This is a genomic window from Ellagibacter sp. (genome assembly GCF_048412355.1).
In the GTDB taxonomy this organism is placed as follows: domain Bacteria; phylum Actinomycetota; class Coriobacteriia; order Coriobacteriales; family Eggerthellaceae; genus Ellagibacter.
The window spans coordinates 1-22808 of the sequence record NZ_DBFSAP010000053.1; the positions used below are offsets into that span (position 1 = coordinate 1).

Sequence of the window (22808 nt, forward strand, 5' to 3'; positions counted from 1 at the left end):
AAGGGATAAAAGAAAAGAAAGAAGGACCCGCCATGACTGACGCAATGAAGACGCTTGCTCAGCTGAAAAAGGCAAGCAAACTGACCCGCCTCGCTTTCCACAAGAACGGCCCGAAGAGCTTCAAGCGCGGCCAGGGCGCACTGCTCAAGTTCCTGCTTGAGGACGACGGTGCTACCCAGCGCGATCTCGTGAAGAAGCTCGGCGTCGACCGTCGCGAGCTCAAGGGCATCGTGAAGAAGGCTGAGCGCAACGGCTACATCACCATCGAAGAGGCCGAGGGCGAGCGCACGTACGCCGTCAAGCTGACCGACGAGGGCAAGAAGATCGCCGAGAAGCGCGCTGCGGCGAACGAGGAAACCGCCGAGGACATCCTCGGTTGCCTGAGCGACGAGGAAATCGCCCAGCTCAACGCTATCACCGAGAAGCTCATCGTCTCCATCAAGGAGAAGGGTGTTAACGGCAAGAAGAAGGGCCGCAAAGCTCATCACTGCCACGGCCATCGCCATCATCGCCGCTAATCAAGGATCAGCGCTTCAAGCTGGCTTGCGGTCTTTTTGAAGGGACGCGTTTTTTCGCGTCCCTTTTTTACTTTTGCCGCGACTTTGCATTCAATACCTATAAAATATGAGGGTGTTTATCATCGGATGAAGGTGGGCATGTGCAATGAAAATCTCTACGAAGGGCTTGTATGCGGTGCGCTTTATGCTGAATCTTGCAGAGCGCGGCGGAGATAAGCTCGTTTCCTTGAAAGAAGTGTCCGAGGCCGAATCCGTTTCGAAGAAGTATCTCGAGCAAATCGTTCCCAATTTGGTATCCGCGCAGCTGGTCAAGTCGGTTCGCGGCGCTGCCGGCGGATATCGGTTGGCTCGTCCGGCGAGCGACATCACCGTCCTCGATGTGCTTGCCGTCACCGAGGGGACGCTTGCACCGGTGTCGTGCCTCGCCTGCGAAGATGACTTCGATTGCTCGCAGCCCCATATTTGCATCGAGATTGGGGTTTGGAAGGGTCTCGACAAGCTGATCAAGGACTATCTCTCTGGGATTACCTTGCAGGATATTCTCAATCAGGCATCTTCCGTTGCAGCTGATAGCTATTCGATTTAACAAAAACGTCGCCCAAAAAGTCGACTAATACTGTAGGATTTACCCAACAGCAATTGAGTCGAGGGGGCGCTCATGTCGAAAGTTGAGCAACGGCCTGTTATCGGGATTGTGCCAACGCAGGTTCCTGACGAAGATATCGTGCGTGTGAACGATCATTATACGAAGGCTGTCATTGCATCAGGTGCAGCCCCGCTCGTGCTGCCGATTGCATTTAACGTTCTCTTAACACTGCTAGTCCAACGCCTTCCCAGATGGGGGGCGTTTTCATTTTTCAGCGAAAAAAGTAGGCCAATCTTATTGACAAAACCTATAAGCATAGTAGGATAAATGCCATCACATAGGAATCGACGAAAGGCGAGAGTCATGACCATCCACAAAAGCGTATCGGAGCTTATCGGCAACACCCCTCTTGTAGAGCTTTCGAACTTTGAGAAGAACCACGATCTTGGGGCGACCATCCTCGGCAAGGTCGAACTGTTCAACCCGGCGGGGTCGGTGAAGGATCGCATCGCGAAGGCAATGATCGACGAGGCTGTGAAGGCTGGCAAGGTGAACGACGACACGGTGCTCATCGAGCCCACTTCGGGCAATACGGGTATCGGCCTTGCCGCGATAGCTGCTGCTCGGGGTAACCGCCTCATCATCACGATGCCGGAGACGATGTCAATCGAGCGTCGCAACCTCATGAAGTCCTACGGTGCCGAAGTGGTTCTGACCGACGGCTCAAAGGGCATGAAGGGGGCTATCGCCAAGGCTCAGGAGCTCGCAGGCGAGATTTCCAACTCATTCATTCCGAGTCAGTTCACCAATCCGGCGAACCCGTCAATCCATGAGGCGACGACTGGCCCTGAGATTTGGAGGGATACCGAGGGCAAGGTTGATATCCTCGTTGCGGGTGTTGGCACGGGTGGCACGGTTACCGGCACGGGTCGCTACCTGAAGTTCCAGAATCCTGACGTGAAGGTCGTCGCGGTCGAGCCGGCGGGATCCCCGGTTCTTTCCGAAGGCCATGCGGGTGCTCACAAGATTCAGGGCATCGGCGCGGGCTTCGTTCCCGATACGCTTGACACGTCGGTGTATGACGAGGTCATCGCTGTTGCCGACGAGGATGCGTTCGAAACGGGCCGTGAGCTCGCCGCAAAGGAGGGTCTGCTTGTCGGCATCTCGTCAGGTGCTGCCGTGTGGGCTGCAGGCCAGCTTGCGCAGCGCCCCGAGAACAAGGGCAAGACCATCGTGGCCATTCTCCCCGATACCGGTGAGCGCTACTTGTCGACGGCGATGTTCAAGTTCGAGTAGCGAATTAGCTTGGGAGCGCGGCGCTCTCGCCGCACAACCTGAGCACTGCTGATTCTTCTTCAAATACCCAAGGCGGCACGACGGCTTTCTTCCCCTCTCTCCGTCTAGGCTGTTGATGCCGCAAAGCGAAGCCCTCTCGATGAATGAACTCGGATCGAGAGGGCTTCGCTACATATCGATGATGGTGCCGCCGCCGACGACGGTGTCGCCATCGTAAAGGACGAGCGCTTGGCCTGGTGCTGCGGCTCGTTGCGGCTCATCGAACTCCATCACGAGCATGTTGTCCTCGATGCGCGCCCATCCAGGTTGCGCCTTCATGCGGTAATGCGTCTTGGCCGTCACGCGCAAAGGCTCGTCGATGGAGGCGACGGAAATCAGGTTCACGTCGTTTGCTCGCACGGTTGCGGCGCGCGTTTCGGAGTCGGTTCCCACGACAAGCGTGTTGGTCTCAGCGTCTTTGCGGAAAACGAATAACGGCTCACCTGCGGCAACGCCGATTCCCTTACGCTGGCCGATGGTGTAGCGGTCGATCCCCCTGTGCTCGCCGAGGACCTTGCCATGCACATCGACGATGGGACCGGGCCCGAAAGTGTGCCCGCAACGCCGTTCGATGAAGCTTGTGTAGTCGCCATCGGGCACGAAGCAGATGTCCTGGCTTTCGCTTTTCCCCGCGTTGTCGAACCCCGCCTCGCGTGCGAGCTCGCGAACCTCGGGCTTCGTCAGTTCCCCAAGCGGGAAAAGCATATGGGCGAGTGTGTCCTGCGTGAGGTGGAAAAGGACATAGCTCTGGTCCTTCTTTGGATCAAGCCCGCATTTTAGCAGGTAGCGGCCTGTTTTCTCATCGTAAACGCGCCTGGCGTAATGCCCGGTCGCCACGTAGTCGAAATTCAGCTGGCGGCGGCGCTTCTGCAGGGCGTCGAACTTCACGTAGCGGTTGCAGTCGATGCAGGGGTTGGGTGTTCGGCCGCAGAGGTACTCCTCGCAGAAGCGGTCAATCACTTCGCGTCCGAAAAGTCCCTGGTAGTTGAAGACGAAGTAGTCCATCCCCAAACTGAAGGCCACCTGACGCGCGTCTTCGATATCGCGCGAGGAGCAGCAGGTGCTCTCGCCCACGATGCCCGAGTCGGGGTTGCCCCCGTCGATTCCGCACGCTGATCCCTCGAGGTCGTCGTTGCCGAAGAGTTTGCAGGTGGTGCCCGTGGCCTCGTAGCCCTGACGGCACAGCAAGAGGGCGGCAACGGAGCTGTCGACGCCGCCGCTCATTGCGACAAGAACGCGTTCCCTACTCACTGCGCAACGCCTCCACCGGGTCTTTGCGGCTCGCCGCGCTTGAGGGGATAAGCCCCGACAGGAACGTGAGGAACACGCTGATGGCGACGAGGATCACCGCCGCTTGCCAGGGAAGGATGGCGACGTTTGGCACGTCGAACAGCGCATAGACGATCGCGTTTGCGGGAATGCACCCAAGTGCGGTCACCCCGATGCCGATAAGCCCCGCGACCAGGCCGACGATTACCGTCTCTGCGTTGAACACGCGTCCTATGTCGCCTTTGCTCGCGCCGATCGAGCGCAGGATGCCGATTTCCTTCTTGCGCTCGAGGACGCTGATGTAGGTGATCACGCCGATCATGATCGAGGACACCACAAGCGAGATGGCCACGAAGGCAACGAGCACGTAGCTGATCATGTTCACGATGGTCGTGACCGAGCTCATGAGCGCGCCGACGATATCGGTGTAGGAAACCGCCTTGTCATCTTCGCCTTCTGCCTTCATCTTGTCGTTGTACCCGTCGAGGATGTCGATGACGCTCTGCTTGCTCTCGAAGTCCTTCGGGTAGATGTCGATGCTCGCGGGCTTCGCGTAGTCGGCGTAGCCGAGCTTGTTGAGATTGCCGTCGAAGGACGTGGTCTCGGAGCTCATGAGCGACATCATGAGCTCGGTGAGCTCCTTCTCGTCCATGTTCATCTGGAACGCGTCGGCGAAGGCGCTCTCGTCCACGTGCATCGCGGTGGCCATATTGGCGGAAAGCTGCCCCATGACCTGGGTCATCGCCGCTTGCATCTGCGTTTGCATGGCGCTTACCACCTGATTCATGTAGCTGCTCATGGTGGCTTGCAGGTAGGCTTGGATCTTCTGCGCGAACTCGGCTTGCATCTCACTCGTGTCGATGATGCCCGGCAGCGCGTCGCTCACGAGCTTCTGTGCTCGTTCGGTTGCGAAGTACTCGTTGAAGCTAGGCGCCGGCTTGCCCTGTTGTACCTGCTCGCTGTAGTAGGCGAAGTAGTCTTTCTCGACTGCCGCCATGAGCGCCGCCGCCGCTTCCTTGTCGATGGTCGGCTGGCCGCTGACCTGGAACTCCGAGGGGTCCATCTCGGGTGCGGCGGGAAGGTCGCTCGCGGCGCTCGACAAATCGAGCGAGCTCATGTCGACCGAAAGCGCGTCGGGGTCGATCTGGAACGCCGCCTGCAGCTTGTTTCCGTCGATGGTGAACAGGGAGCTCATGTCGAAGCTCGAGCCCTCGGCGTCCGCTTCCTCCACGAACGACTTGCCGGTGAAGACGTTCGTCGCGCTGTCTGCCAGCTGGTCTTTGACGATCTGCGAATCTGCGGCCTCGTCGATGATGTGGCTCACCATGTCGCTCGTGTAGTAGAAGCCGGTTTGCAGCGAGGTGATCTTCGCGCCCGCCTTCGGCTTCACGATGCCGCAGATGTGCACGTCTTCTCCCGAGTTAACCAGGTCGCGCATGTAATCGGCGTCGTCGCTTTTGTTCTTCCACACGTGGTAGTCGGAATCGTATTGATAGTAGTCGGTGGCGGCGACCAGCTTGAGCGTCACGCCCATGAGCTGGTCGTACGTGAGCGTCATGTAGTCGTCGGGCGCGTTGACCTCTTCCTCGTTGGCGAACGCGCGCACCATGTCGTCGAGCTCGCTGTGATCGCGCAGCCCCATGGTGTAGAGCATGAAGTCGCTCACCTTGCCATTGGGGGTGAGCACGAGCACGATGTCGTTGTATCTTTGCGGCCATGTGCCCGCCACGACGTCGTATTGGTCCTGGTAGAGGTCGGGATCGCTCGGCATCTCATAGAAGACGTTGGTGGACATCATCGAGGACATGATGCTGTTGGTGGAAGTGGCCGATCCGAACCCGATGGAGGAAAAGGACTTGTCGGGGTTGACCTGCCGCACGCCGTCTTCGGTGTCGGAGCTGAACAGCTGCGGGGTGATGCTGTAGCCGTACTCGATGGAATTCACGTACTGGTCGATCCCCGAACCGCCGTTGTCCAGGTACTCCTTTAAGCTGGCAAGGTCGTTGCTGCCGATGCTGCCGAACATGCCGGTCACCATCTTCGACTCGCCGACGGTGCCGCCGTCCGCATCGCCGTTCGAGCTGCCGGTTTGCCCCGCGTCCTGCGAGTCCCCGCTGCTCGAGGAGCTGCCCTGGGCGCCCATGCCCATGGTCATGAGGCTCGTCATGTCGAAGCCCTGGTTCTCGATGGAAAGCGGATACTCGGAAAGCGTTTCCTCCTCGACGTTGGCGATGTAGCTGTTCACGCCGTTCGCGAGCGAGAGGATCGCGGCGATGCCGATGATGCCGATCGAGCCCGCGAAGGCGGTCATGAGGGTGCGGCCCTTCTTCGTAAGCAGGTTGTTCCAAGAAAGGGATAGTGCCGTGAGGAAGCTCATCGACGTGCGGCGGACTTGCTTCTTGCTCGCGCGCATGTCTTCGGGCGCTGGATCGAAGGGGTCGGAGTCGCTGCGAATGACGCCGTCCGCCAGGTTGACGATGCGCGTTGCGTATTGTTCGGCCAGTTCAGGGTTGTGAGTGACCATGATGACGAGCCGATCGTTTGCGATTTCGGTCAAGAGGTCCATGATCTGCACGCTCGTTTTGGAATCGAGCGCGCCGGTGGGCTCGTCGGCTAAGAGGATCTCGGGGTCGTTGATGAGCGCACGCGCGATCGCGACGCGCTGCATCTGCCCGCCCGACAGCTGGCTCGGCTTCTTGTCCACGTGATCGCCAAGCCCTACTTTCCGCAACGCATCGAGCGCGCGGGTGCGCCGCTCTGCGCGCGAGACGCCCGACAGCGTGAGCGCCAGCTCCACGTTCGCCAGGATGGTTTGGTGGGGAATGAGGTTGTAGGCTTGGAAGACGAACCCGATGCGGTTGTTGCGGAAGGTGTCCCAGTCGCGGTCCTTGTATTTCTTGGTCGAGATGCCGTCGATGACGAGGTCACCCGTGTCGTAGTGGTCGAGTCCGCCGATGATGTTGAGCAGCGTCGTCTTCCCCGAACCCGATGGCCCAAGGATCGCCACGAACTCGCTGTCGCGGAAGGAGATGGACACGTCGTCGAGTGCGGTTTGGGTGAAGCTGCCGGTGGTATAGGCTTTGCGGATATTGCGAAGCTGGAGCATCTACGTCGCCTTTCGATACTGATTGAATTGCCTTATTGTACGTACCCTACTCGCGTGCGTGGATCCTGTTTCCGAATCGACACGAAAGGACTTGTAAAAACTAATGAGACGAAATACTATTAACTGGTTGACATCCTAAACGGTGCCGACCGGCATCGGGAAAGAGAGGGCGGTAATGGACAAGAAGGTATACGAGCTTCTGAACGACCAGATCAACAAGGAGTTTTACTCGGCGTACCTTTATCTTTCGTTCGCCGACTACTACGAGGAGGAGGGGCTTTCCGGCTTCGCGAACTGGTATGAGATCCAGGCGCAGGAAGAGCGGGACCATGCGCTCATCTTCCGCAACTACCTGCACGAGAACGGGTGCAAGGTGAAACTCGGCGCGATTGCCCAGCCCGACCTAGAGTTCACGAGCCATCTTGGGCCGCTTGAGGCGGCGCTTGAGCACGAGAAGTACATCACGTCGACCATCAACGACATCTACGACGCCGCCATGGAGGCGAAGGATTGGCGCACGATGAAGTTCCTCGACTGGTTCATCTCGGAGCAGCAGGAAGAGGAAGACAACGCAGACACCATGGTTACGCGCATGAAACTCTTCGGTGGTGACGCGAAGGCGCTCTACGACCTCGACCAGGAGAATGCGGCGCGCGTTTACGTCGTGCCCTCGCCGCTCGCGAACGCGTAGCGCGGAGGGTCCTGCGCGCGGGGCTGCCTGGGGGCGCTGGGCGCTTCCCAAGGGCGCGATTCCCGTTGCCGTCCCGAGAAAGTGAAGAGCCCGCATGGATGTGCGGGCTCTTCTCGTTTTACCTGATAGTTCGCGACTCCAACTCGCGGCTACTGGTTGTTCTGCGTGGGGTCTTGGGGCGGCTGCTGCTCGCTGGGGGGCTGGCCCTGCGCGTCTTGTTGCTGCGCGAAAGGCTGCTGCGGCGCGCCTTGCGCGTACGGCTGCTCGTAGGGTTGGCCGTAGGGCTGCTGCGGCGCACCCTGCGCGTACGGGTTCTGTCCAGGCTGGACGTAGGGCTGCTGATAGTAGCCGGGCTGCGGCGCCTGGTATGCGCCCTGGTTGGCGTAGGGTTGCGCGCCCGCGTAGCCCATCTGCTGCTGTGCGAAGGCTTCGAGCGGCAGCTTCTTCATCTTGTTCACGTACACCGCCACGATGATGAACAGCACGAGCGTTATGACGCTGCAGGTGAGCACCGAGACGACGATGCCGGCAATCGTCCAGCCGAACAGCTTCGAGAACTTGCTCGGATCGGCGCAGCTCTTGATGCCGATGACGCCCGCGATAAGCTGCACGACGACGCAGAGCAGGCCCATCACCAGCAGGAATGCGGAAATTCCGACGGTGGCGTTCAGCATCGCGAGGATGTCGCCGCTGTCTATGCCGCCCAGATAGATGTAGTCGTCGTCGAAGTAGTTGCCGGAGCTGTAGGCGGTGCCGTTGAGCTCGTTTTGGATCTCGGCGATAACGGTGGGGTCGTTTACCGCAACGCCGAAAATCGCGATGATCGCGAACCCGACGATGACGCTAAGGATGCCCAGTGCGGCAAGCACCACGATGGCGATGCTCAGGCCGCGTACGGTTTTGGAATCGGAGTTCATTGTCTTCTCCTTTGGGAGGATTGTCGGACGGGTTCAGTATACTATGGGCAAATCGCGAGAGGTCTTTCGCGGAGGTCAAATTACAGTGACGGTTCTAAAACGGAAAGGTAACGCCGCACGTCGCAAGCGATTTTTTACAACGTGCGCATCGGGAAAGGATGTTTCCATGCTTGATTTCGAGTTCATGTCCCCGACGCAGTTCGTCTTCGGCCGGGGCGCCGAGGAGAAAGTGGGCGGCAAGCTCGCCGAGCGCGGCGCGAAGAAGGTGCTTCTGCACTTCGGCGGGCAGAGCGCGGTGCGAAGCGGGCTCATCGACCGCGTGTGCGCGTCGCTCGATGCGGCGGGCGTCGAGTGCGTGAAGCTCGGCGGCGTGCGACCGAACCCCGAGATCGGGCTCGTGCGGGAGGGCGTGGCCCTGTGCAAGAAGGAGGGCGTCGACTGGGTGCTCGCCGTCGGCGGCGGATCGGTCATCGACTCGGCGAAGGCGATCGCGAACGGCGCCTGCATCGACGAGGACGTGTGGGAGCTCTTCGCCACGAAGAGCCCCAACGAGAACGTGCTCCCCATCGCCGTGGTCCTCACCATCCCTGCGGCGGGCAGCGAGGCGTCGAAGAACACCGTGGTCAGCAACGACGCGCTCGGCATGAAGACGGGGTACGGCAACGAGCATCAGCGCCCGAAGCTTGCGTTCATGAACCCCGAGCTCACCTTCACGCTGCCCCCGTACCAGACGGCCGCGGGCATCACCGACATGTTCTGCCACCTGCTCGAGCGCTTCTTCGACGACGTGGGCGCGGTCCCCGTGACCGACAACCTGAACCTCTCGCTCATGAGGACCGTGCGCGCCGAGGCGCCGCGCGTGCTCGCGGACCCCGAGGACTACGAGGCGCGTGCGAACATCATGTGGGCGGGGATGCTCTGCCACCAGGGGCTCGCGGGCGTCGGGCGCCACGAGGACTGGGCGACGCACGGCCTGGAGCACGAGCTGTCCGCCTTCGACACCTCCATCACCCACGGCGCCGGGCTCGCGTGCCTGTTCCCCGCGTGGATGGAGCACGTGCACGCGGGGAACCCCGCGCGCCTGGCCTACTACGGGCGCGAGGTTTTCGGGCTCGCCCCCACGGGCGACGTCTGCGCCGACGCGCTTTCGGCTGCCGACGAGACGCGCCAGTTCTTCGCGTCGCTCGGCATGCCGACGACTCTGACCGAGCTCGGCATCGGCGAGGATAAGATCGACGAGGCCATCGAGAAGATGATCCCCACGCTGAAGAAGAACAAAGGCGAGGTGTTCGGCAGCTTCAAGAAGCTCACGATGGAAGACGCCGAGGAGATCTACCGCTCGGCGGTGTAGCGGGCGCGGCAGTGTGCTATTTGTCCCCGATGAGGGAGTTCACCAAAGACGAGACGATGCTGATGACGATGGAGGCGACAAACGCGCTCCCGAAGGTCGCGATATGCAGGCCCATGCCGAACAGGCCGTCGGTGAGCCATGATGCGATGTAGAGGAGCAACGTGTTCACAATGAGGTAGAAGATACCGAACGTGAGGAATGTGAGCGGCAGGCTCAGCGTCTGCAGGATGGGCTTCAGGCCGATGTTCACGAGCGAGAGCACGAGCGCGAACACGGCGATGATAATCCACGCGTTGTCGCCTCCGACGATGTCGATGCCGGGGACGATCCAGGCGGCGGCGGCCACGGCAACGGCGGTGGCGAGCCAGCGGGCGATGAAGTTCATGAGGGGGCCTTTCTCGTTGATGCGCCTGACGGCGCGGTGTTTTCGGTTCATTGTACGACACGTTCGCCTTCGCGTCCGTGCGGGTCGCTCTTTTGAAACGGTCTTGTAGCGAACGCGTTACTTGGGATGTTCGGCCTTGCCTGCTTGTTGGCGGGAAGCGGCGCGCGCTTCGACGGCGCGGGGCGGGCGAGTGACCTGAGGGGGTATGTGCTGTACTTTTTTCGCATGCGCGGGTTTTCTGAGAGATGGGCGCCGCTGCGGCGTTCTTGTGACACAATGAGTGGCATGGCTAATCATGAGAAACGGCGTCAAGAAGACGCGAAGAAAAAAGCAAAATCGAATACGCGCGCGAAATCGGGCGCAGGCTCGAAGAACGCGGGGCGCTCTCGCGCGCAATCGAACGCGGGGAAGTCGGGCGGCTCGGGGCAGCGCGGTCCCTCAGGCTCGAAGGGTCCCCAGCGCTCGCGTTCGAAGGCGCATCCGACCGCGAAGCCGGCATCTTCTCGCGCTGTTCGGCGCACAGCGGCGAGCGATTCGCCTTGCCCGGTCGATGCTCGCTGTGGCGGGTGCAAGAACCTGTGCGTCCCCTACACCAAGCAGCTTATCGACAAGCAGCTGCGCATTGAACGCCTGTTCGCGCCGCTCGCGCCCGACGGGACGATATCTCTCATCAAGGGTATGAAGGACCCTTATCACTATCGCAATAAGGTGATTTCGCCTTTCGCGCCGGGCAAGAAGCTGCCCTCGCGTGGGCAGGATCGCAAGGCGGCGGACGCGCGTGCTGCGAAGGGCGGTAAGGGGAAGCGCCCCCAGGCTCGCTATGAGATCCTCACCGGCATGTACGCCGCGGGGTCGCACGAGCTGGTTCCCACGGACAAATGCCTGATCGAGAACGAAACGGCGAAGAAAGTCGTGCTCGCGGTGCGCGACATCATGCGCAAGCACGATGTCGCCCCCTATCGCGAGGACACGGGTACGGGGTTCATGCGCCATGTCGTGGTGCGCATTGGCCACACCTCGGGCGAGGTGCTCGTCACGCTTGTCACGAACAGCGACGATTTCCCGTCGTCGAAGTCGTTCTGCCGCGAGCTCATCCGCCTCTGCCCTGCGGTGACCACGGTCGTGCAGAACGTGAACGAGCGTCAGACGAACGTCATCTTAGGTGACAAGGAGCGCGTGCTCTACGGCCCCGGGTTTATCCTCGATGAGCTGTGCGGGCTTTCCTTCCGCATCTCCTCCAAGTCGTTTTACCAGGTGAACGCGACGCAGACGGAAGTGCTTTACCGCGCGGCCATGGATCTTGCGGGCTTCGACGGCACCCAGGTCGCAATCGATGCGTACTGCGGCACGGGAACGATCGGCCTTGTGGCGGCGAAATCGGGCGCGGCGCGCGTGATCGGCGTCGACTCGGTGGAGTCGGCCATCCGCGACGCGCGGACGAACGCCCGCCACAACGGCGTCGAGAACGCGGAGTTCGTAGCTGGTGACGCCACCGATTTCATGTGCGAGCTTGCGAAGGAAGGTGTGCTTGGCGCGAGCGAGCAGGAGGAAAGCGTCCAGGCGGGCGGGCTTGTCGTGCTCATGGACCCGCCGCGCGCGGGCTCGACGGAGGAGTTTTTGCGCGCAGCGGCGGCACTCGCCCCGAAGCGGATTGTCTACATCTCCTGCAACCCCGAAACGCAAGCGCGTGACGTGGAGTTTCTCGACTCGATAGGTTATGCGGTCGTGGCGGTGCAGCCGGTCGACATGTTCCCGCACACCGACCATATCGAGTGCATCGTGGCGCTCGAGCCGGTGGATTCCCTTTCGCCCGAGCGCTGGGGCAAAGAAGGCGGGGAAGAAGATGCCGCTGAGGAGGAAGCCCCCGACGACGAAGAGGCCGCCGACGGGGAAGCCGACGGGCTCGCCGAGCCTGCCGACGTTGCCGCCGACCCTGCAATCGACGAGGAGGTCGAATAGTTGTGGACGTGATCGAGCGCATGAGGTCGGCCATCGCGGCGCACGGGATGGCCGATGCTGATACCCCGGTGCTCCTCATGGTGTCGGGCGGGTCGGACTCCACGGCGCTCGCCTATGCCGCCTGCGAGCTTGCCCAGGCGGGCGAGCTCGGGATGCTCGCGATGCTGCACGTGAACCACCATCTGCGCGGCGAGGACGCCGACGCCGACGCCGCCTTCGTGTCCCAGTTGGCCGACGCCTTGGCGATCCCCCTGTTCATGTGCGATATCGACGTGGCAGGAGAAGTCGCTCGCATGGGCGGCAACGTGGAGGCGGTCGCACGCAGCGAGCGCTACCTCGCGGCGAACGAGGCGCTCGAGAGTCTGTGCCGCCATGCGGGCGCGCCGCTTTCCAGCGGGCGCATCTTCACGGCGCACACCGCCGACGACCGCGTCGAGAGCTTCTATATGCGCTCGATCGTCGGCACGGGCCCCGGCGGCTTTCGCGCGATGCGCTACGAGAACGGCCCCATTGCGCGCCCGTTGCTCGACGTTGGTCGCGAGGATTTGCGCGACTACCTGCGCAAACGCGAACAATCCGGCGAGACGTGCGTATGCGATGCGCAGGGGAATCTCTGGCGCGAGGACGCCACCAACGCGCACACGGACCACTTCCGCGCCTTCGTCCGCCACGAGATCGTGCCGCGCGCGAAGGAGCGCAACCCGCAGCTGACAGAGACGCTCGGCCGCACGATGGACCTCATCGCCGACGAGGACGACTTCATGGAAAGCCTCGCTCGCGAGGCCGCGGGCAAGCACCTCACCTGGGTCTGCCAGGCGGAGGGTCGCGACCCCAACTGGCAGGAAGGCTTCAAGCTGTCTCCGTCGTTCGGGCAGGTGGCGATCCCCGTCGCCCGCCGTGCCATCACGGGCGCGCTCCAACGCATGCTCGGCGCTGACGCGCGGGTGGAGACGGCGGCCGTCGCGGGCGTGCTCGACGCGTTCGAGGAGGAGCGCCCGAAAAGCGGCTATGTGACAAATATCCAGGGCGACCTGGCCGTGAGCGCGAACAAGCGCGGCGTGCTGGTGGAACCCATGAGCGCCTTTCGCGCAAGGAGGAAGAAATAGATGAGCGATAACGCCAACCATCAGGAGAAACCCGTCGAAAAGCCCTTCCGTGTCGTGCTCGCCTCGGCAAGTCCTCGCCGTCGCGAGCTGCTCGAGCAGGCGGGCGTCACCTTCACCGTGCACGCCTCCGAGGTCGACGAGTCGCTCGAACCCGACCTTCTTTCCAACCCGCCCGAGGCATGCAAAAAGCTCGCCGAGCGCAAGGCGGGCGCGGTCGTGCAGGAAATCCTGGCAGACCCTGCCTTCGAAGGGATGCTCATCGTGATCGGCTCGGACACGATGGTCGTGAAGGACGGCGACATCTTCGGCAAGCCGAAAAGCGCCTCCGACGCCACGCACATGCTGCGCCGCCTGTCCGGCGCGACCCACGAGGTGATCACCGCGGTGTCGGTGTGGATGGTGTCCGCCGAGGCGGTCGACCCGGCGCTTGCGGCCGACGACGACTCGGGCAACATCTCGCTCGGCTTCCGCACCTTCTGCGACACCTCGCGCGTCACGTTCCACGAGCTCACCGACGAGCGCATCCGCGAGTACCTGGCGTGCGGCGAGTCTTTCGACAAGGCAGGCGCCTACGCGGTGCAAGGCGAGGGCGCCAAGCTTGTCAAGCACATCGACGGTTACAAGAGCACGGTGATCGGCCTTCCCGTCGAGCGGCTCGTGAAGGAGTTCCCCGACCTGATTTAGTTGTGTGTCGTTACCGTATCGTCGCTTTTGCGGGCTGACGTTGCGTTACACTTATCGGGTTACAGAAGAGAGGGCAGGCGCGCCTGCCGTATCGAATCAAAGGACTGCACGTGCATAAGGACGTTAGCGAGATTCTGTTCACTGAAGAGCAGATTCACGACCGTGTCGCCGAAATCGGCGCTGCCATTACGGAAGACTTCAGGGAAAAAGCCGGCGACGACGGAATTATCCTCATTTCGGTGCTGCGCGGTGCGGCTATCTTCATGGCCGACCTCGCTCGCGAGATCAAGATTCCCTGCGAGATGGACTACATGGCCATCTCCTCTTACGGCAACGGCGTGAAGAGCTCGGGCGTCGTGCGCATTCTGAAGGACCTCTCCTCGCACATCGAGGGACGTCACGTGGTCATCGCCGAGGACATCCTCGACTCCGGCCTCACGCTGACGTACCTGCTGAAGAACTTGGCCTCGCGCAACCCCGCGTCGCTTACCGTGGCCACGCTCCTTCGCAAGAAGACAAAGGTGCAGGCGGACGTCGATTGCGCGTACGTCGGCTTTGAATGCCCCGACCAGTTCATCGTGGGCTACGGCCTCGATTACGCGGAGCGATACCGCAACCTACCCTACATCGGCGTGCTTAAACCGGAAGTTTACGAATAGCATCGAGGCGGCGCCGCAAAAGGCGCCGTTTCGCGATAAACGCAACAGAAAAGGCTCACTCTACATGACGCAACAGAAGAAACCATCGTCTCCTCAGCAACCGAATCCTCGGGTGACCATCATCTCGGTCATACTGTTCCTTGTTGTGGCGTTTTTCGTCGGCCAGCAGTTCATGGTCATGTCGAACGCGAGCTCGACGCCCACCGACTCCCTCATCACCTCGGAGTTCACCCAGGCGGTCGAGCAGGATCGCGTGACGAAGGTCGTGTACTCCGCGGGCGATTACAAGGTCACGGGCACGTATTACCCGGCGATCACCGCGGGATCGAACGCGGCCGACGCGTTCAACAAGGCCTTCGACGCGATGAACGCCCGCATGGCCACGAAGAAGACCCCTGCGGGCGGCGTTCCCGCAGGCGTGGGCACGACTTCCATCGAGTCGTCCGCGCTCGGCTCCGAGCGCGGCTACTCCTCGACGTTTGTGGGCCAAGATGCGCTCGCTGCGCTCCTGAAGGACCATCCGGAGGTGTCCTACCAGGTCACGCTTCCTTCTGAGTGGCTTGGCATCCTGAGCACCCTGCTTCCCATCCTGCTTATCGGCGCGCTTTTGTTCTTCTTCTTCAATCAGATGCAGAAGGCGAACAACTCGCAGATGAGCTTCGGCAAGGCGAAGACGAAGAAGAACGCCGAGGAACGCCCCGACGTGAAGTTCTCCGACGTCGCCGGCGTCGATGAGGCAGTCGAGGAGATGCAGGAAATCAAGGACTTCCTGTCGAACCCCGCGAAGTACCAGTCCATGGGCGCGAAGGTGCCGCGCGGTTGCCTGCTCGTCGGCCCTCCGGGCACGGGCAAGACGCTGCTCGCGCGCGCCGTTGCGGGCGAGGCGGGCGTGCCCTTCTTCAGCATTTCCGGCTCCGACTTCGTCGAGATGTTCGTCGGCGTGGGCGCCTCCCGCGTGCGCGACCTGTTCCAGCAGGCGAAGGACGCCGCGCCTTCCATCATCTTCATCGACGAGATCGACGCCGTCGGTCGCCAGCGCGGCGCCGGCTTGGGCGGCGGTCATGACGAGCGCGAGCAGACGCTCAACCAGCTGCTCGTCGAGATGGACGGCTTCGAGTCGAATGAGTCTGTCATCCTGATCGCGGCGACCAACCGCGCCGACATCTTGGACCCGGCGCTTCTGCGTCCCGGCCGCTTCGACCGCCAGATCGTGGTAGACGCTCCCGACGTGCGTGGCCGTGAGCGCATCCTGCAGGTCCACGCGAAGGACAAGCCGATCGGCTCCGACGTCGACCTGAAGAGAATCGCCCAGCTCACGCCTGGTTTCACGGGCGCCGATCTGATGAACCTCATGAACGAGAGCGCGCTTCTGACCGCGCGCCGCGGCAAGAAGATCATCACGATGCGTGAAGTGAACGAGTCGATGGAGCGCGTCATTGCCGGCCCCGAGCGCAAGGGCCGCGTGATGGACGAGATCACCAAGCACACCATCGCCTACCACGAGAGCGGCCATGCCCTCGTGGGTCACCTGCTTCCGCATGCCGACCCGGTGCACAAGATTTCGATCATCTCCCGTGGTCGCGCGCTCGGTTACACCCTGTCCATCCCCAAGGAGGACAAGGTGCTGAACACCGTGGGCGAGATGCTCGACGAGCTGGCGGTCTTCATGGGTGGCCGTGTGGCGGAGGAAATCTTCTGCGACGATGTGACCACGGGCGCGAGCAACGACCTCGAGCGTGCGACGAAGATGGCGCGTGCGATGGTGACGCAGTACGGCATGTCCGCGGCACTCGGCACGCAGGTGTTCGGCCAGCCCAACCACGAGGTGTTCCTCGGTCGCGACTACGGCAACACGCAAGATTACTCCGAGGAGACGGCGCGCCGCATCGACGACGAGGTTGCGCGCATCATGAAGGAAGCGCACGACCGCGCCTACGAGATCTTGAGCTCGCATCGCGAGCAGATGGACCTCATGGCGAGCGTGCTTCTCGAGCGCGAAACGGTTGATGGCGCCGCATGCCAGGCGCTTCTCGACAATCGCTGGAGCGAGTATCTCGAGCACGAAGACGAGATCATCGCGAAGAAGGATCGTGAAGAGGCCGAGGCCCGTGCGCGTGACGCTAAGCTTGCCGATCCGAACTGGAACGGTAACGCGATGGACAGCAACGATGTGGACGGTTCCGACGGTGCGCCGACCAACGTGGAGGCCAAGCATACCGACGCGTTCACGCCCCATGGGATCTTGAGCGACCTCGAGGCTGGTTTCCGCGACATCGCCCACGGCGACCACGCCGACAACGGCAAAGACGACAAGGATAGCAAACACTAAGGAGCGCATACGTGAATTGGCAATGTGCCTCGTATAGCTTCGACGTCAAGATGCCCATCGTGATGGGCATCTTGAATGTCACGCCCGATTCGTTCTCCGACGGGGGAGAGCACAATACCCACGACGCCGCGATCGCGCATGCGAAGAGCATGGTCGATCAGGGTGCGAAGATCATCGACGTGGGCGGTGAGTCCACGCGCCCCGGTTCCGCCGAGGTGTCGGTCGCGGAAGAACTCTCGCGCACGGTTGAGATTGTCCGCGAGCTCGCTGGGGCGGGCATCTGCGTGAGCATCGACACGCGCCACGCCGAGGTTGCGCGCGCCTGTGTGGAGGCGGGTGCCGCCATCATCAACGATGTGTCGGGTTTTCGCGACCCAGCGATGGTCGAGGTCGCGCGTTCTTGCGATGCGGGCCTCGTCGTCATGCACATGAAGGGCGAGCCGCACACCATGCAAGACGATCCCGTCTATGACGATGTTGTCGTTGAAGTGCGCGATTACCTGGCAAAACGCGCGGCAGAACTGGAAGCGGCGGGTATTGCGCACGACCGCATCTGCCTCGACCCGGGCCCTGGGTTCGGCAAGACCGCCTCGCAGACGATGGAGCTCATGCGCAACTTCCATGAGATCGCGCGTCTGGGCTACCCTTCGATGGTCGCGGTCTCGCGCAAGAGCTACATCGGCAAGGCCTACGGAATCGAGGACCCTCACGATCGCGATCGCGCGTCGGCGGCCGAGGCGCTCATGGCGTGCGAGCTGGGCGCAGGTGTGGTGCGCGCCCATAACGTGGAGGAAACCCTGAAGGCGCTGAAGGATTTGCGCCCGTATTGCTACCTGGGCCTGGGTTGCAACGTGGCGCTCGTGGCGGAGCCTGGCGAGGAGCGCGAGGGCAAGATTGCCCAGATCGAGCACGCGATCGGCCAGCTGTGCATGATTCCCGACTCGCAGATCGTCGACGTGTCGAGCTACTACGAAAGCGAGCCTGCGTACTATCTTGATCAGGAGCCGTTCGTGAACGCCGTCGTGCTCATGCGCACGGGCGTGGCGCCGAAGGAGCTGCTGGAGTATCTGCACGCGATCGAGAACAGCCTGGGCCGTGTTCGTGAAGTCGAGAACGGCCCGCGTACCTGCGACGTCGATATCCTGGACTACCAGCTCTATGTCGTGGACAGCGATGTGCTCACGCTGCCGCACCCGCGCATCTGCGAGCGAGACTTCGTGGTGAAGCCCCTGCTCGAGATTTCCCCTAACCACGTTCTCGCCGATGGCACGCCCGTCGCGAGCGTTCCCGAAGACCAACGCGTCGGCCGCGCCGTGAAGCTGTAAGTGCCGCTCCGTCTGAGTTTCCCGACTAGCAATCCCGCCACCGAGCACCTCGATGGCGGGATTTTTGCTTCTTGAGGGCGCGGTGCTTTCGTGAACGAGTCGGCGAAGGCATTACACTTGATGACAGTCCTCAATTGTGTTCTGCGAAAATGTGCTGGGCTTTGCGGAAAATGAGGGGGTAACTGCCAGATAATCGGCAGTTTTCATCATCTGGCAGGCAATTTGCCGCCCAATCCAGCCCACCCTATGATGTCTCCTCGCAACGCAGGACCAAAAGACCAGGTCGAATTAGTGCAAGCGCCCGAGATGCCCTTCCCATTACCCACCTCGCCCCTTCCAGATGATGAAAACCACCCGATTTCTGGCAGGTCTCCCTTCCTCGCTTGATAAGTGGGCTCCCTATCGCGATTTGGGCTTCAAGAGGCTTGCGAACAGCCAGGTCACGCACATGCCGACGGCGATTCCCAGGGCAAACTGCCCCGTCCTCATTGCGTAGGCCGCCACTTGCGTCCAGTCGGCCGCCACAGCGAAGCTCATCGTGTAGTACAGCGGGGCGCCGGGAATGAGCGGCACGACGGAGGGAATAACGAACAGTAGCGAGGGAATATCGCGCCACTGGGCGAGCGCTTCGGAATACAGCGCGGAAAAGGCGCTCGCGACAAGCGCGGGGAAGAACACGCTGTTCGACACGCACCCGACGGCCAGATAGATCGCCCAGCTGAGGATGCCGCCGATCGATGCGGCTGCGAGATACTTGCGGGGCAGGTGAAAGATCATCGCGAAACCCGCCGCGCCGAAAAACGCTGCTATGAGCTGCGCGGTAACGCCCATCCAGTTGAGCTCGAATCCGGGGCCGACGTTATGGCTTCCGTCGAACAGGAAGATTGCGGTCATGAACCCGCCCGCCAGTGCCACCGCCCACAGCATCGTTTCCACAAAGCGCATGGTGCCGGCCACGGTGTCGCCGACGAGCATGTCGTGGATAGCGTTCGTCATGAAGATGCCGGGAATCAGCAGCATGACCTCGCCGATGAGAATCTTGTCCAGGTGGATGAGCGGGTTGGCGCCTTGAAGCGCGTTCGCGCTGCTTGCATCCACGCCGAGAATGCCCGCCGCAATAGCCTCGACGAACGCAACGCTTGCGCACGTTCCCACGCCGGCGAGAAACGAGCACAGCAGGTTGAACATGAGCATGTTGGGACAGCGCGGCGCGAGCTTCTCTTGCAAAAGGCAGATGAGCACAGCGAACACTGCGGCGAAAATGGCGTCGACTGCCGTGCCGCCGAAAAACACGGTGAAGCCCGATGCGGCGAAGATGCTCCCCAGGTAGAACGTCGCACGATCGGGGGGCTGATTGGTGCAGCGCTTGATGCTCTCGGCGAGCTCCTCGACGCTTGGGGTCCTCTTGCAGCATTGCTTCCCGAGTTTGTGGAAGGCGGCGACGACGCGGTAGTCCGTCGGTCCCGGCGCGACGATGCGCCGCGTTTGCGTGAGGCGCTCGCCGTCGGGGAAGTCCATCGTGACAACAAGCGTCGCCGTGATGGCGAACACGTTCATGGCGCTCGCCCCAAAGGCGCGCCCGACGTTGGAAAGTGTGCTTTCCACGCGGCTCACCTCGGCGCCCGCGAGCAACATGGCTTCGCCCATGTTCAGAAGCTCGTAGAGTATGTCGCTGCGGTTTTCCATGGCTGCCATTATACGCGAGCAAGCTGCACAACCCGCCGTTTTCGGGCATAATGCGTGAGGAAGATGACGCGGGAAAGGAAGCGGTGCGGTGTTTCGCTTGCAGGTGCTCGAATCGGTGGACTCCACCAATGAGGTGATTAAGCGTGCGATTGAGGATGGTGAACCGGAAGGGCTCGCCATCAGGGCATATCGTCAAACTGGCGGCTATGGGCGACAGGGCCGTGCATGGAAGAGCCCTCGCGGCGGCATGTACGAGTCGATTCTTCTGCGTCCCGAGGTCGACATGCGCGAGCTTCCCACGCTGGCGCTCGTCGTCGCAATCGCGGTGCGCCGCGCGCTAGCGAGCCTTGTCGTGGACGATCAGACGCGCCGCATCTGCATCAAGTGGCCGAACGATGTCGTGCTGGTGGGCGGGGACTTCGGGGTCGATTGCTCGACTTTCGGCACCGCTCCTGAGCTTGCCGGGCATGCGCCGTGCTTTGCCAATGCAGCGGAAACGCGCGTGCGGGGAGTTTCGCGCGCAGTTCCGCACGACGAAAACAGCCCAGTGGGCTGTTTTCCAAAGCAGGACTGTCTGAGCACGGAATTCCCCGCACGTGCGTTTCCGCAGGCGGGTACCCCAAGCATCAAGAATCTCTACTCCAAGCTTGCCGGCATCTCCTCGGAGGTCCATGCGGGCGGGATATGCGTGGGAATCGGCGTGAACGTCGAGCCGCCCGAGGACGCGATGGAAGTCGGCGGGAAGAACGCGCCGGCGTATCTGGCCGATCTTGGCTTCGGGTTCACCTGCGAGCGCGAAGCTGCGATCAATGCCGTGGGCGATGCGGTTCTCCACGAGTTCGAGCCCCTGTATCGCCGCTGGTGCGACGGTGGGTTCGCGGCGCTTTCGGGCGAGTTCGCCGAGCATTCGATGCTCGAGGGGCGTTTCGTCCGTATGGCCAACCAGCTGGGAGATGTCGTTTGCGAGGGCACGGTGCGCGGAGTCGATGCGTCCGGGCGGCTGCTCCTCCGACTGGAAGACGGCGAGACGAAAGCCGTCGCTTCGGGCGAGGTGCACCTGCTTTAGCGAGCCCGAGCGCCATAGTGCACGTCGTGTTGTGCGTGGTCGCGGTGCACGTCGCAGCATGCATGGCTCGCGGCGCACGCCTCATCTTGCGTACTCCACGGCGCGCTCCTCGTCTTGCGTGGCCCGCTTCGGGTTCCCCGCCTTCCCATTTCGCCTTCCGTTTGCCGTCGCTTTCGCGCGGTGGGCGTGATAAACTCTTCCTTCTTATGCGCAGATATGCATACAATCAAATGTTTCCTAAAAATGGCAAATGAGACGATTGAAGCATGAGGTATGCATATGACGGCACAAGAAGAACAACGTGGCCAATCCTTGAAATCAACCCCCGAAACCTCGGTGGGCACCCCCTCTTCTCCTAAAGGAACTCCCGCGCGCAAGCCGCAGGGCAATGATCGCGTCACCCGCATGGGCACGGCGTCCCTCCCGCGGCTCATCACCGAGTTCGCCATCCCCGCTATTCTGGGCATGCTGGTGAACGCGGCGTACAACCTGATCGACTCCATCTTCCTCGGGCAGGCGATGGGGGAAATCGGCCTGTCGGCGGCAACGGTCGCGGCGCCGCTCATGATCGTGTTCATGGCGCTCGCGATGCTTGTCGGCAACGGCGGCAACGCGCTTGCCGCACTGCGTTTGGGCGAAGGGCGCAAAGTGGATGCGGAAATCAGCCTTGGCAACACGGTGACGCTCGGCATTATCCTCTGGATCATCATCGCCGCCATCGCGGCATACCCGCCGCTGCTCGACGCGTTCCTCACCTTCTCGAGCGCGACCGACGAGGTGCGTCCGTACGCTGCGACGTTCATCCAGATCCTGAGCTTCGGTTTCGTGTTGCAGATGATCGGCATGGGCGTGAACAACTTCATCCGCACGGCGGGCGCCCCCAACCGCGCGCTTCTGACCATGGTCATCGGCGCGGTGGTCTGCACCATCTTCAACTATATCTTCGTTTTGAAGCTTGGCTGGGGCGTCGCTGGGTCCGCTTACGCCACGCTGATCGGCCAAGCTGCGTCGTGCGTCTCGGTGCTGTGGTTTTTCATATTCACGAAGAACGCGCCGCTCAAGCTCCATCTGCACTGCATGCGCCCTCACGCGAAGATCATCCGCGCCATCCTCTCGCTTGGTCTTGCGAGCTTTGCTGTGCAGGCAGGTGCCGCGGTCGTGAACTTCGCCGTGAACTTCCTGCTGGTGAAGTACGGCAGTGCGAGCGCTATCGGCGCCGAGGGCGCGCTCGCCTCCATCGGCGTCGTGCAGCGCATCGCCATGTTCACGGTGATGCCGCTCGTCGGCGTCTCGATTGCTATCCAGCCGCTGCTCGGGTTCAACTACGGCGCGAAGATCATCGCGCGCGTGCGCAAGACGCTCTGGCTGGGTGCGGCGTTCGCTACCTCGCTTGCCGTTATGATGTGGGCGCTCGTGCACCTGTTCCCGAACCAGATTGTGGGCCTGTTCGGCATCACGAACGCGTCGCTCGCCGAGTTCACCATCTTCGCGCTGAAGGTTCAGCTGCTTATGCTCCCGTTCGTGGGCTTCCAGATTGTGGGCTCGAACTACTTCCAGGCGACCGGCCAGCCGATGAAGTCGACGATCCTCTCGCTCACGCGCCAGGTGCTGTTCCTCTTGCCGCTCATGTTCTGGCTGCCCGAGGTGCTGCCCGGTTGGTTCCCGCAGTTCACGGGCTTGGATGCCCTCTACATCGCGACGCCGGTGGCGGACTTCCTCGCCATCTTCACGGTCGCCATCTTCATTGCAATCGAGATGCGTCGCTTGAAGGACGTCGAGAGTGGGAAGATTACCTCGAAGTACTAGGCGTCTTGCGTCCCCCGGCCGCGTGTCGCT

19 protein-coding genes are annotated in these 22808 nt (G+C 61.8%); 14 read left to right on the forward strand and 5 right to left on the reverse strand.

What is annotated here, in order from left to right; genetic code table 11:
* Nucleotides 1-32: 32 nt before the first annotated feature.
* From ACMRQN_RS08600 to cysK, 4 genes are all read left to right on the forward strand, one after another.
* Nucleotides 33-518 (forward strand): MarR family winged helix-turn-helix transcriptional regulator, encoded by a 486-nt coding sequence (locus ACMRQN_RS08600; protein WP_418734644.1) that lies wholly within the window; start codon nt 33-35, stop codon nt 516-518.
* A 145-nt stretch (nt 519-663) separates the two neighbouring features.
* On the forward strand, nt 664-1104 hold the full coding sequence (locus ACMRQN_RS08605; RefSeq protein WP_296059909.1) for an RrF2 family transcriptional regulator: 441 nt from the start codon (nt 664-666) through the stop codon (nt 1102-1104).
* Between the two features lie 72 nt (nt 1105-1176).
* Complete coding sequence (locus ACMRQN_RS08610) at nt 1177-1431, forward strand: hypothetical protein (RefSeq protein WP_418734645.1); 255 nt, start codon at nt 1177-1179, stop codon at nt 1429-1431.
* A 36-nt stretch (nt 1432-1467) separates the two neighbouring features.
* A complete protein-coding gene (gene cysK / locus ACMRQN_RS08615; RefSeq protein ID WP_418734646.1) occupies nt 1468-2400 on the forward strand; it encodes a cysteine synthase A in 933 nt (310 codons plus the stop codon).
* A gap of 168 nt (nt 2401-2568) precedes the next feature.
* Here cysK and mnmA read toward each other — a convergent pair whose 3' ends face one another.
* Together mnmA and ACMRQN_RS08625 are read right to left on the reverse strand one after the other, a co-directional pair.
* The gene (gene mnmA / locus ACMRQN_RS08620; protein WP_418734647.1) at nt 2569-3690 is read right to left on the reverse strand and encodes a tRNA 2-thiouridine(34) synthase MnmA; all 1122 of its coding nucleotides are present in this window, start codon (nt 3688-3690) and stop codon (nt 2569-2571) included.
* A complete protein-coding gene (locus ACMRQN_RS08625) occupies nt 3683-6814 on the reverse strand; it encodes an ATP-binding cassette domain-containing protein (protein ID WP_418734648.1) in 3132 nt (1043 codons plus the stop codon). Before ACMRQN_RS08625 ends, mnmA begins: the two co-directional genes overlap by 8 nt.
* 175 nt (nt 6815-6989) lie before the next feature.
* Between ACMRQN_RS08625 and ACMRQN_RS08630 the strand changes: the two genes are divergently transcribed.
* The gene (locus ACMRQN_RS08630; RefSeq protein ID WP_418734649.1) at nt 6990-7505 is read left to right on the forward strand and encodes a ferritin; all 516 of its coding nucleotides are present in this window, start codon (nt 6990-6992) and stop codon (nt 7503-7505) included.
* A gap of 149 nt (nt 7506-7654) precedes the next feature.
* On the opposite strand, the gene ACMRQN_RS08635 is transcribed toward ACMRQN_RS08630, so the two are convergent.
* Entirely contained in the window at nt 7655-8422 is a 768-nt protein-coding gene (locus ACMRQN_RS08635) for a hypothetical protein (RefSeq protein ID WP_418734650.1), read from the reverse strand.
* Between the two features lie 166 nt (nt 8423-8588).
* Here ACMRQN_RS08635 and ACMRQN_RS08640 point away from each other — a divergent pair, with 166 nt between their 5' ends.
* Nucleotides 8589-9773, forward strand: a complete 1185-nt coding sequence (locus tag ACMRQN_RS08640) for an iron-containing alcohol dehydrogenase (RefSeq protein ID WP_418734651.1) — start codon at nt 8589-8591, stop codon at nt 9771-9773.
* A 16-nt stretch (nt 9774-9789) separates the two neighbouring features.
* Here ACMRQN_RS08640 and ACMRQN_RS08645 read toward each other — a convergent pair whose 3' ends face one another.
* On the reverse strand, nt 9790-10209 hold the full coding sequence (locus tag ACMRQN_RS08645) for a phage holin family protein (RefSeq protein ID WP_418734652.1): 420 nt from the start codon (nt 10207-10209) through the stop codon (nt 9790-9792).
* Nucleotides 10210-10443: 234 nt separating this feature from the next.
* Here ACMRQN_RS08645 and rlmD point away from each other — a divergent pair, with 234 nt between their 5' ends.
* The 6 genes from rlmD (at nt 10444) to folP (ending at nt 18220) form a co-directional block, all read left to right on the forward strand.
* Entirely contained in the window at nt 10444-12117 is a 1674-nt protein-coding gene (rlmD, locus tag ACMRQN_RS08650) for a 23S rRNA (uracil(1939)-C(5))-methyltransferase RlmD (RefSeq protein ID WP_418734653.1), read from the forward strand.
* A 20-nt stretch (nt 12118-12137) separates the two neighbouring features.
* Nucleotides 12138-13223, forward strand: coding sequence for a tRNA lysidine(34) synthetase TilS (gene tilS / locus ACMRQN_RS08655; RefSeq protein WP_418734696.1), 1086 nt, complete (start codon nt 12138-12140; stop codon nt 13221-13223).
* The gene (locus ACMRQN_RS08660) at nt 13224-13907 is read left to right on the forward strand and encodes a Maf family protein (RefSeq protein ID WP_418734654.1); all 684 of its coding nucleotides are present in this window, start codon (nt 13224-13226) and stop codon (nt 13905-13907) included. It abuts the gene before it with no gap.
* Nucleotides 13908-14017: 110 nt separating this feature from the next.
* Complete coding sequence (hpt, locus tag ACMRQN_RS08665; protein ID WP_158050031.1) at nt 14018-14566, forward strand: hypoxanthine phosphoribosyltransferase; 549 nt, start codon at nt 14018-14020, stop codon at nt 14564-14566.
* Between the two features lie 64 nt (nt 14567-14630).
* Complete coding sequence (gene ftsH, locus ACMRQN_RS08670) at nt 14631-16895, forward strand: ATP-dependent zinc metalloprotease FtsH (protein ID WP_418734655.1); 2265 nt, start codon at nt 14631-14633, stop codon at nt 16893-16895.
* 11 nt (nt 16896-16906) lie between these two features.
* On the forward strand, nt 16907-18220 hold the full coding sequence (gene folP, locus ACMRQN_RS08675) for a dihydropteroate synthase (protein ID WP_418734656.1): 1314 nt from the start codon (nt 16907-16909) through the stop codon (nt 18218-18220).
* Between the two features lie 399 nt (nt 18221-18619).
* On the opposite strand, the gene ACMRQN_RS08680 is transcribed toward folP, so the two are convergent.
* Complete coding sequence (locus ACMRQN_RS08680; protein WP_418734657.1) at nt 18620-19906, reverse strand: threonine/serine ThrE exporter family protein; 1287 nt, start codon at nt 19904-19906, stop codon at nt 18620-18622.
* 88 nt (nt 19907-19994) lie between these two features.
* Here ACMRQN_RS08680 and ACMRQN_RS08685 point away from each other — a divergent pair, with 88 nt between their 5' ends.
* Nucleotides 19995-20972 (forward strand): biotin--[acetyl-CoA-carboxylase] ligase, encoded by a 978-nt coding sequence (locus tag ACMRQN_RS08685; protein WP_418734658.1) that lies wholly within the window; start codon nt 19995-19997, stop codon nt 20970-20972.
* Nucleotides 20973-21251: 279 nt separating this feature from the next.
* Nucleotides 21252-22778 (forward strand): MATE family efflux transporter, encoded by a 1527-nt coding sequence (locus ACMRQN_RS08690; protein WP_418734659.1) that lies wholly within the window; start codon nt 21252-21254, stop codon nt 22776-22778.
* The last annotated feature ends 30 nt before the right edge of the window (nt 22779-22808 follow it).

What these genes read in the sequence shown, in the direction of transcription:
- ACMRQN_RS08600 (WP_418734644.1), top strand. Translation starts at nt 33, where the DNA reads ATGACTGACGCAATGAAGACGCTTGCTCAGCTGAAAAAGGCAAGCAAA.
- ACMRQN_RS08605 (WP_296059909.1), top strand. Translation starts at nt 664, where the DNA reads ATGAAAATCTCTACGAAGGGCTTGTATGCGGTGCGCTTTATGCTGAAT.
- ACMRQN_RS08610 (WP_418734645.1), top strand. Translation starts at nt 1,177, where the DNA reads ATGTCGAAAGTTGAGCAACGGCCTGTTATCGGGATTGTGCCAACGCAG.
- cysK (WP_418734646.1), top strand. Translation starts at nt 1,468, where the DNA reads ATGACCATCCACAAAAGCGTATCGGAGCTTATCGGCAACACCCCTCTT.
- ACMRQN_RS08625 (WP_418734648.1), bottom strand. Translation starts at nt 6,814, where the DNA reads ATGCTCCAGCTTCGCAATATCCGCAAAGCCTATACCACCGGCAGCTTC.
- ACMRQN_RS08630 (WP_418734649.1), top strand. Translation starts at nt 6,990, where the DNA reads ATGGACAAGAAGGTATACGAGCTTCTGAACGACCAGATCAACAAGGAG.
- ACMRQN_RS08635 (WP_418734650.1), bottom strand. Translation starts at nt 8,422, where the DNA reads ATGAACTCCGATTCCAAAACCGTACGCGGCCTGAGCATCGCCATCGTG.
- ACMRQN_RS08640 (WP_418734651.1), top strand. Translation starts at nt 8,589, where the DNA reads ATGCTTGATTTCGAGTTCATGTCCCCGACGCAGTTCGTCTTCGGCCGG.
- ACMRQN_RS08645 (WP_418734652.1), bottom strand. Translation starts at nt 10,209, where the DNA reads ATGAACCGAAAACACCGCGCCGTCAGGCGCATCAACGAGAAAGGCCCC.
- rlmD (WP_418734653.1), top strand. Translation starts at nt 10,444, where the DNA reads ATGGCTAATCATGAGAAACGGCGTCAAGAAGACGCGAAGAAAAAAGCA.
- tilS (WP_418734696.1), top strand. Translation starts at nt 12,138, where the DNA reads ATGAGGTCGGCCATCGCGGCGCACGGGATGGCCGATGCTGATACCCCG.
- ACMRQN_RS08660 (WP_418734654.1), top strand. Translation starts at nt 13,224, where the DNA reads ATGAGCGATAACGCCAACCATCAGGAGAAACCCGTCGAAAAGCCCTTC.
- ftsH (WP_418734655.1), top strand. Translation starts at nt 14,631, where the DNA reads ATGACGCAACAGAAGAAACCATCGTCTCCTCAGCAACCGAATCCTCGG.
- ACMRQN_RS08680 (WP_418734657.1), bottom strand. Translation starts at nt 19,906, where the DNA reads ATGGAAAACCGCAGCGACATACTCTACGAGCTTCTGAACATGGGCGAA.
- ACMRQN_RS08690 (WP_418734659.1), top strand. Translation starts at nt 21,252, where the DNA reads ATGACGGCACAAGAAGAACAACGTGGCCAATCCTTGAAATCAACCCCC.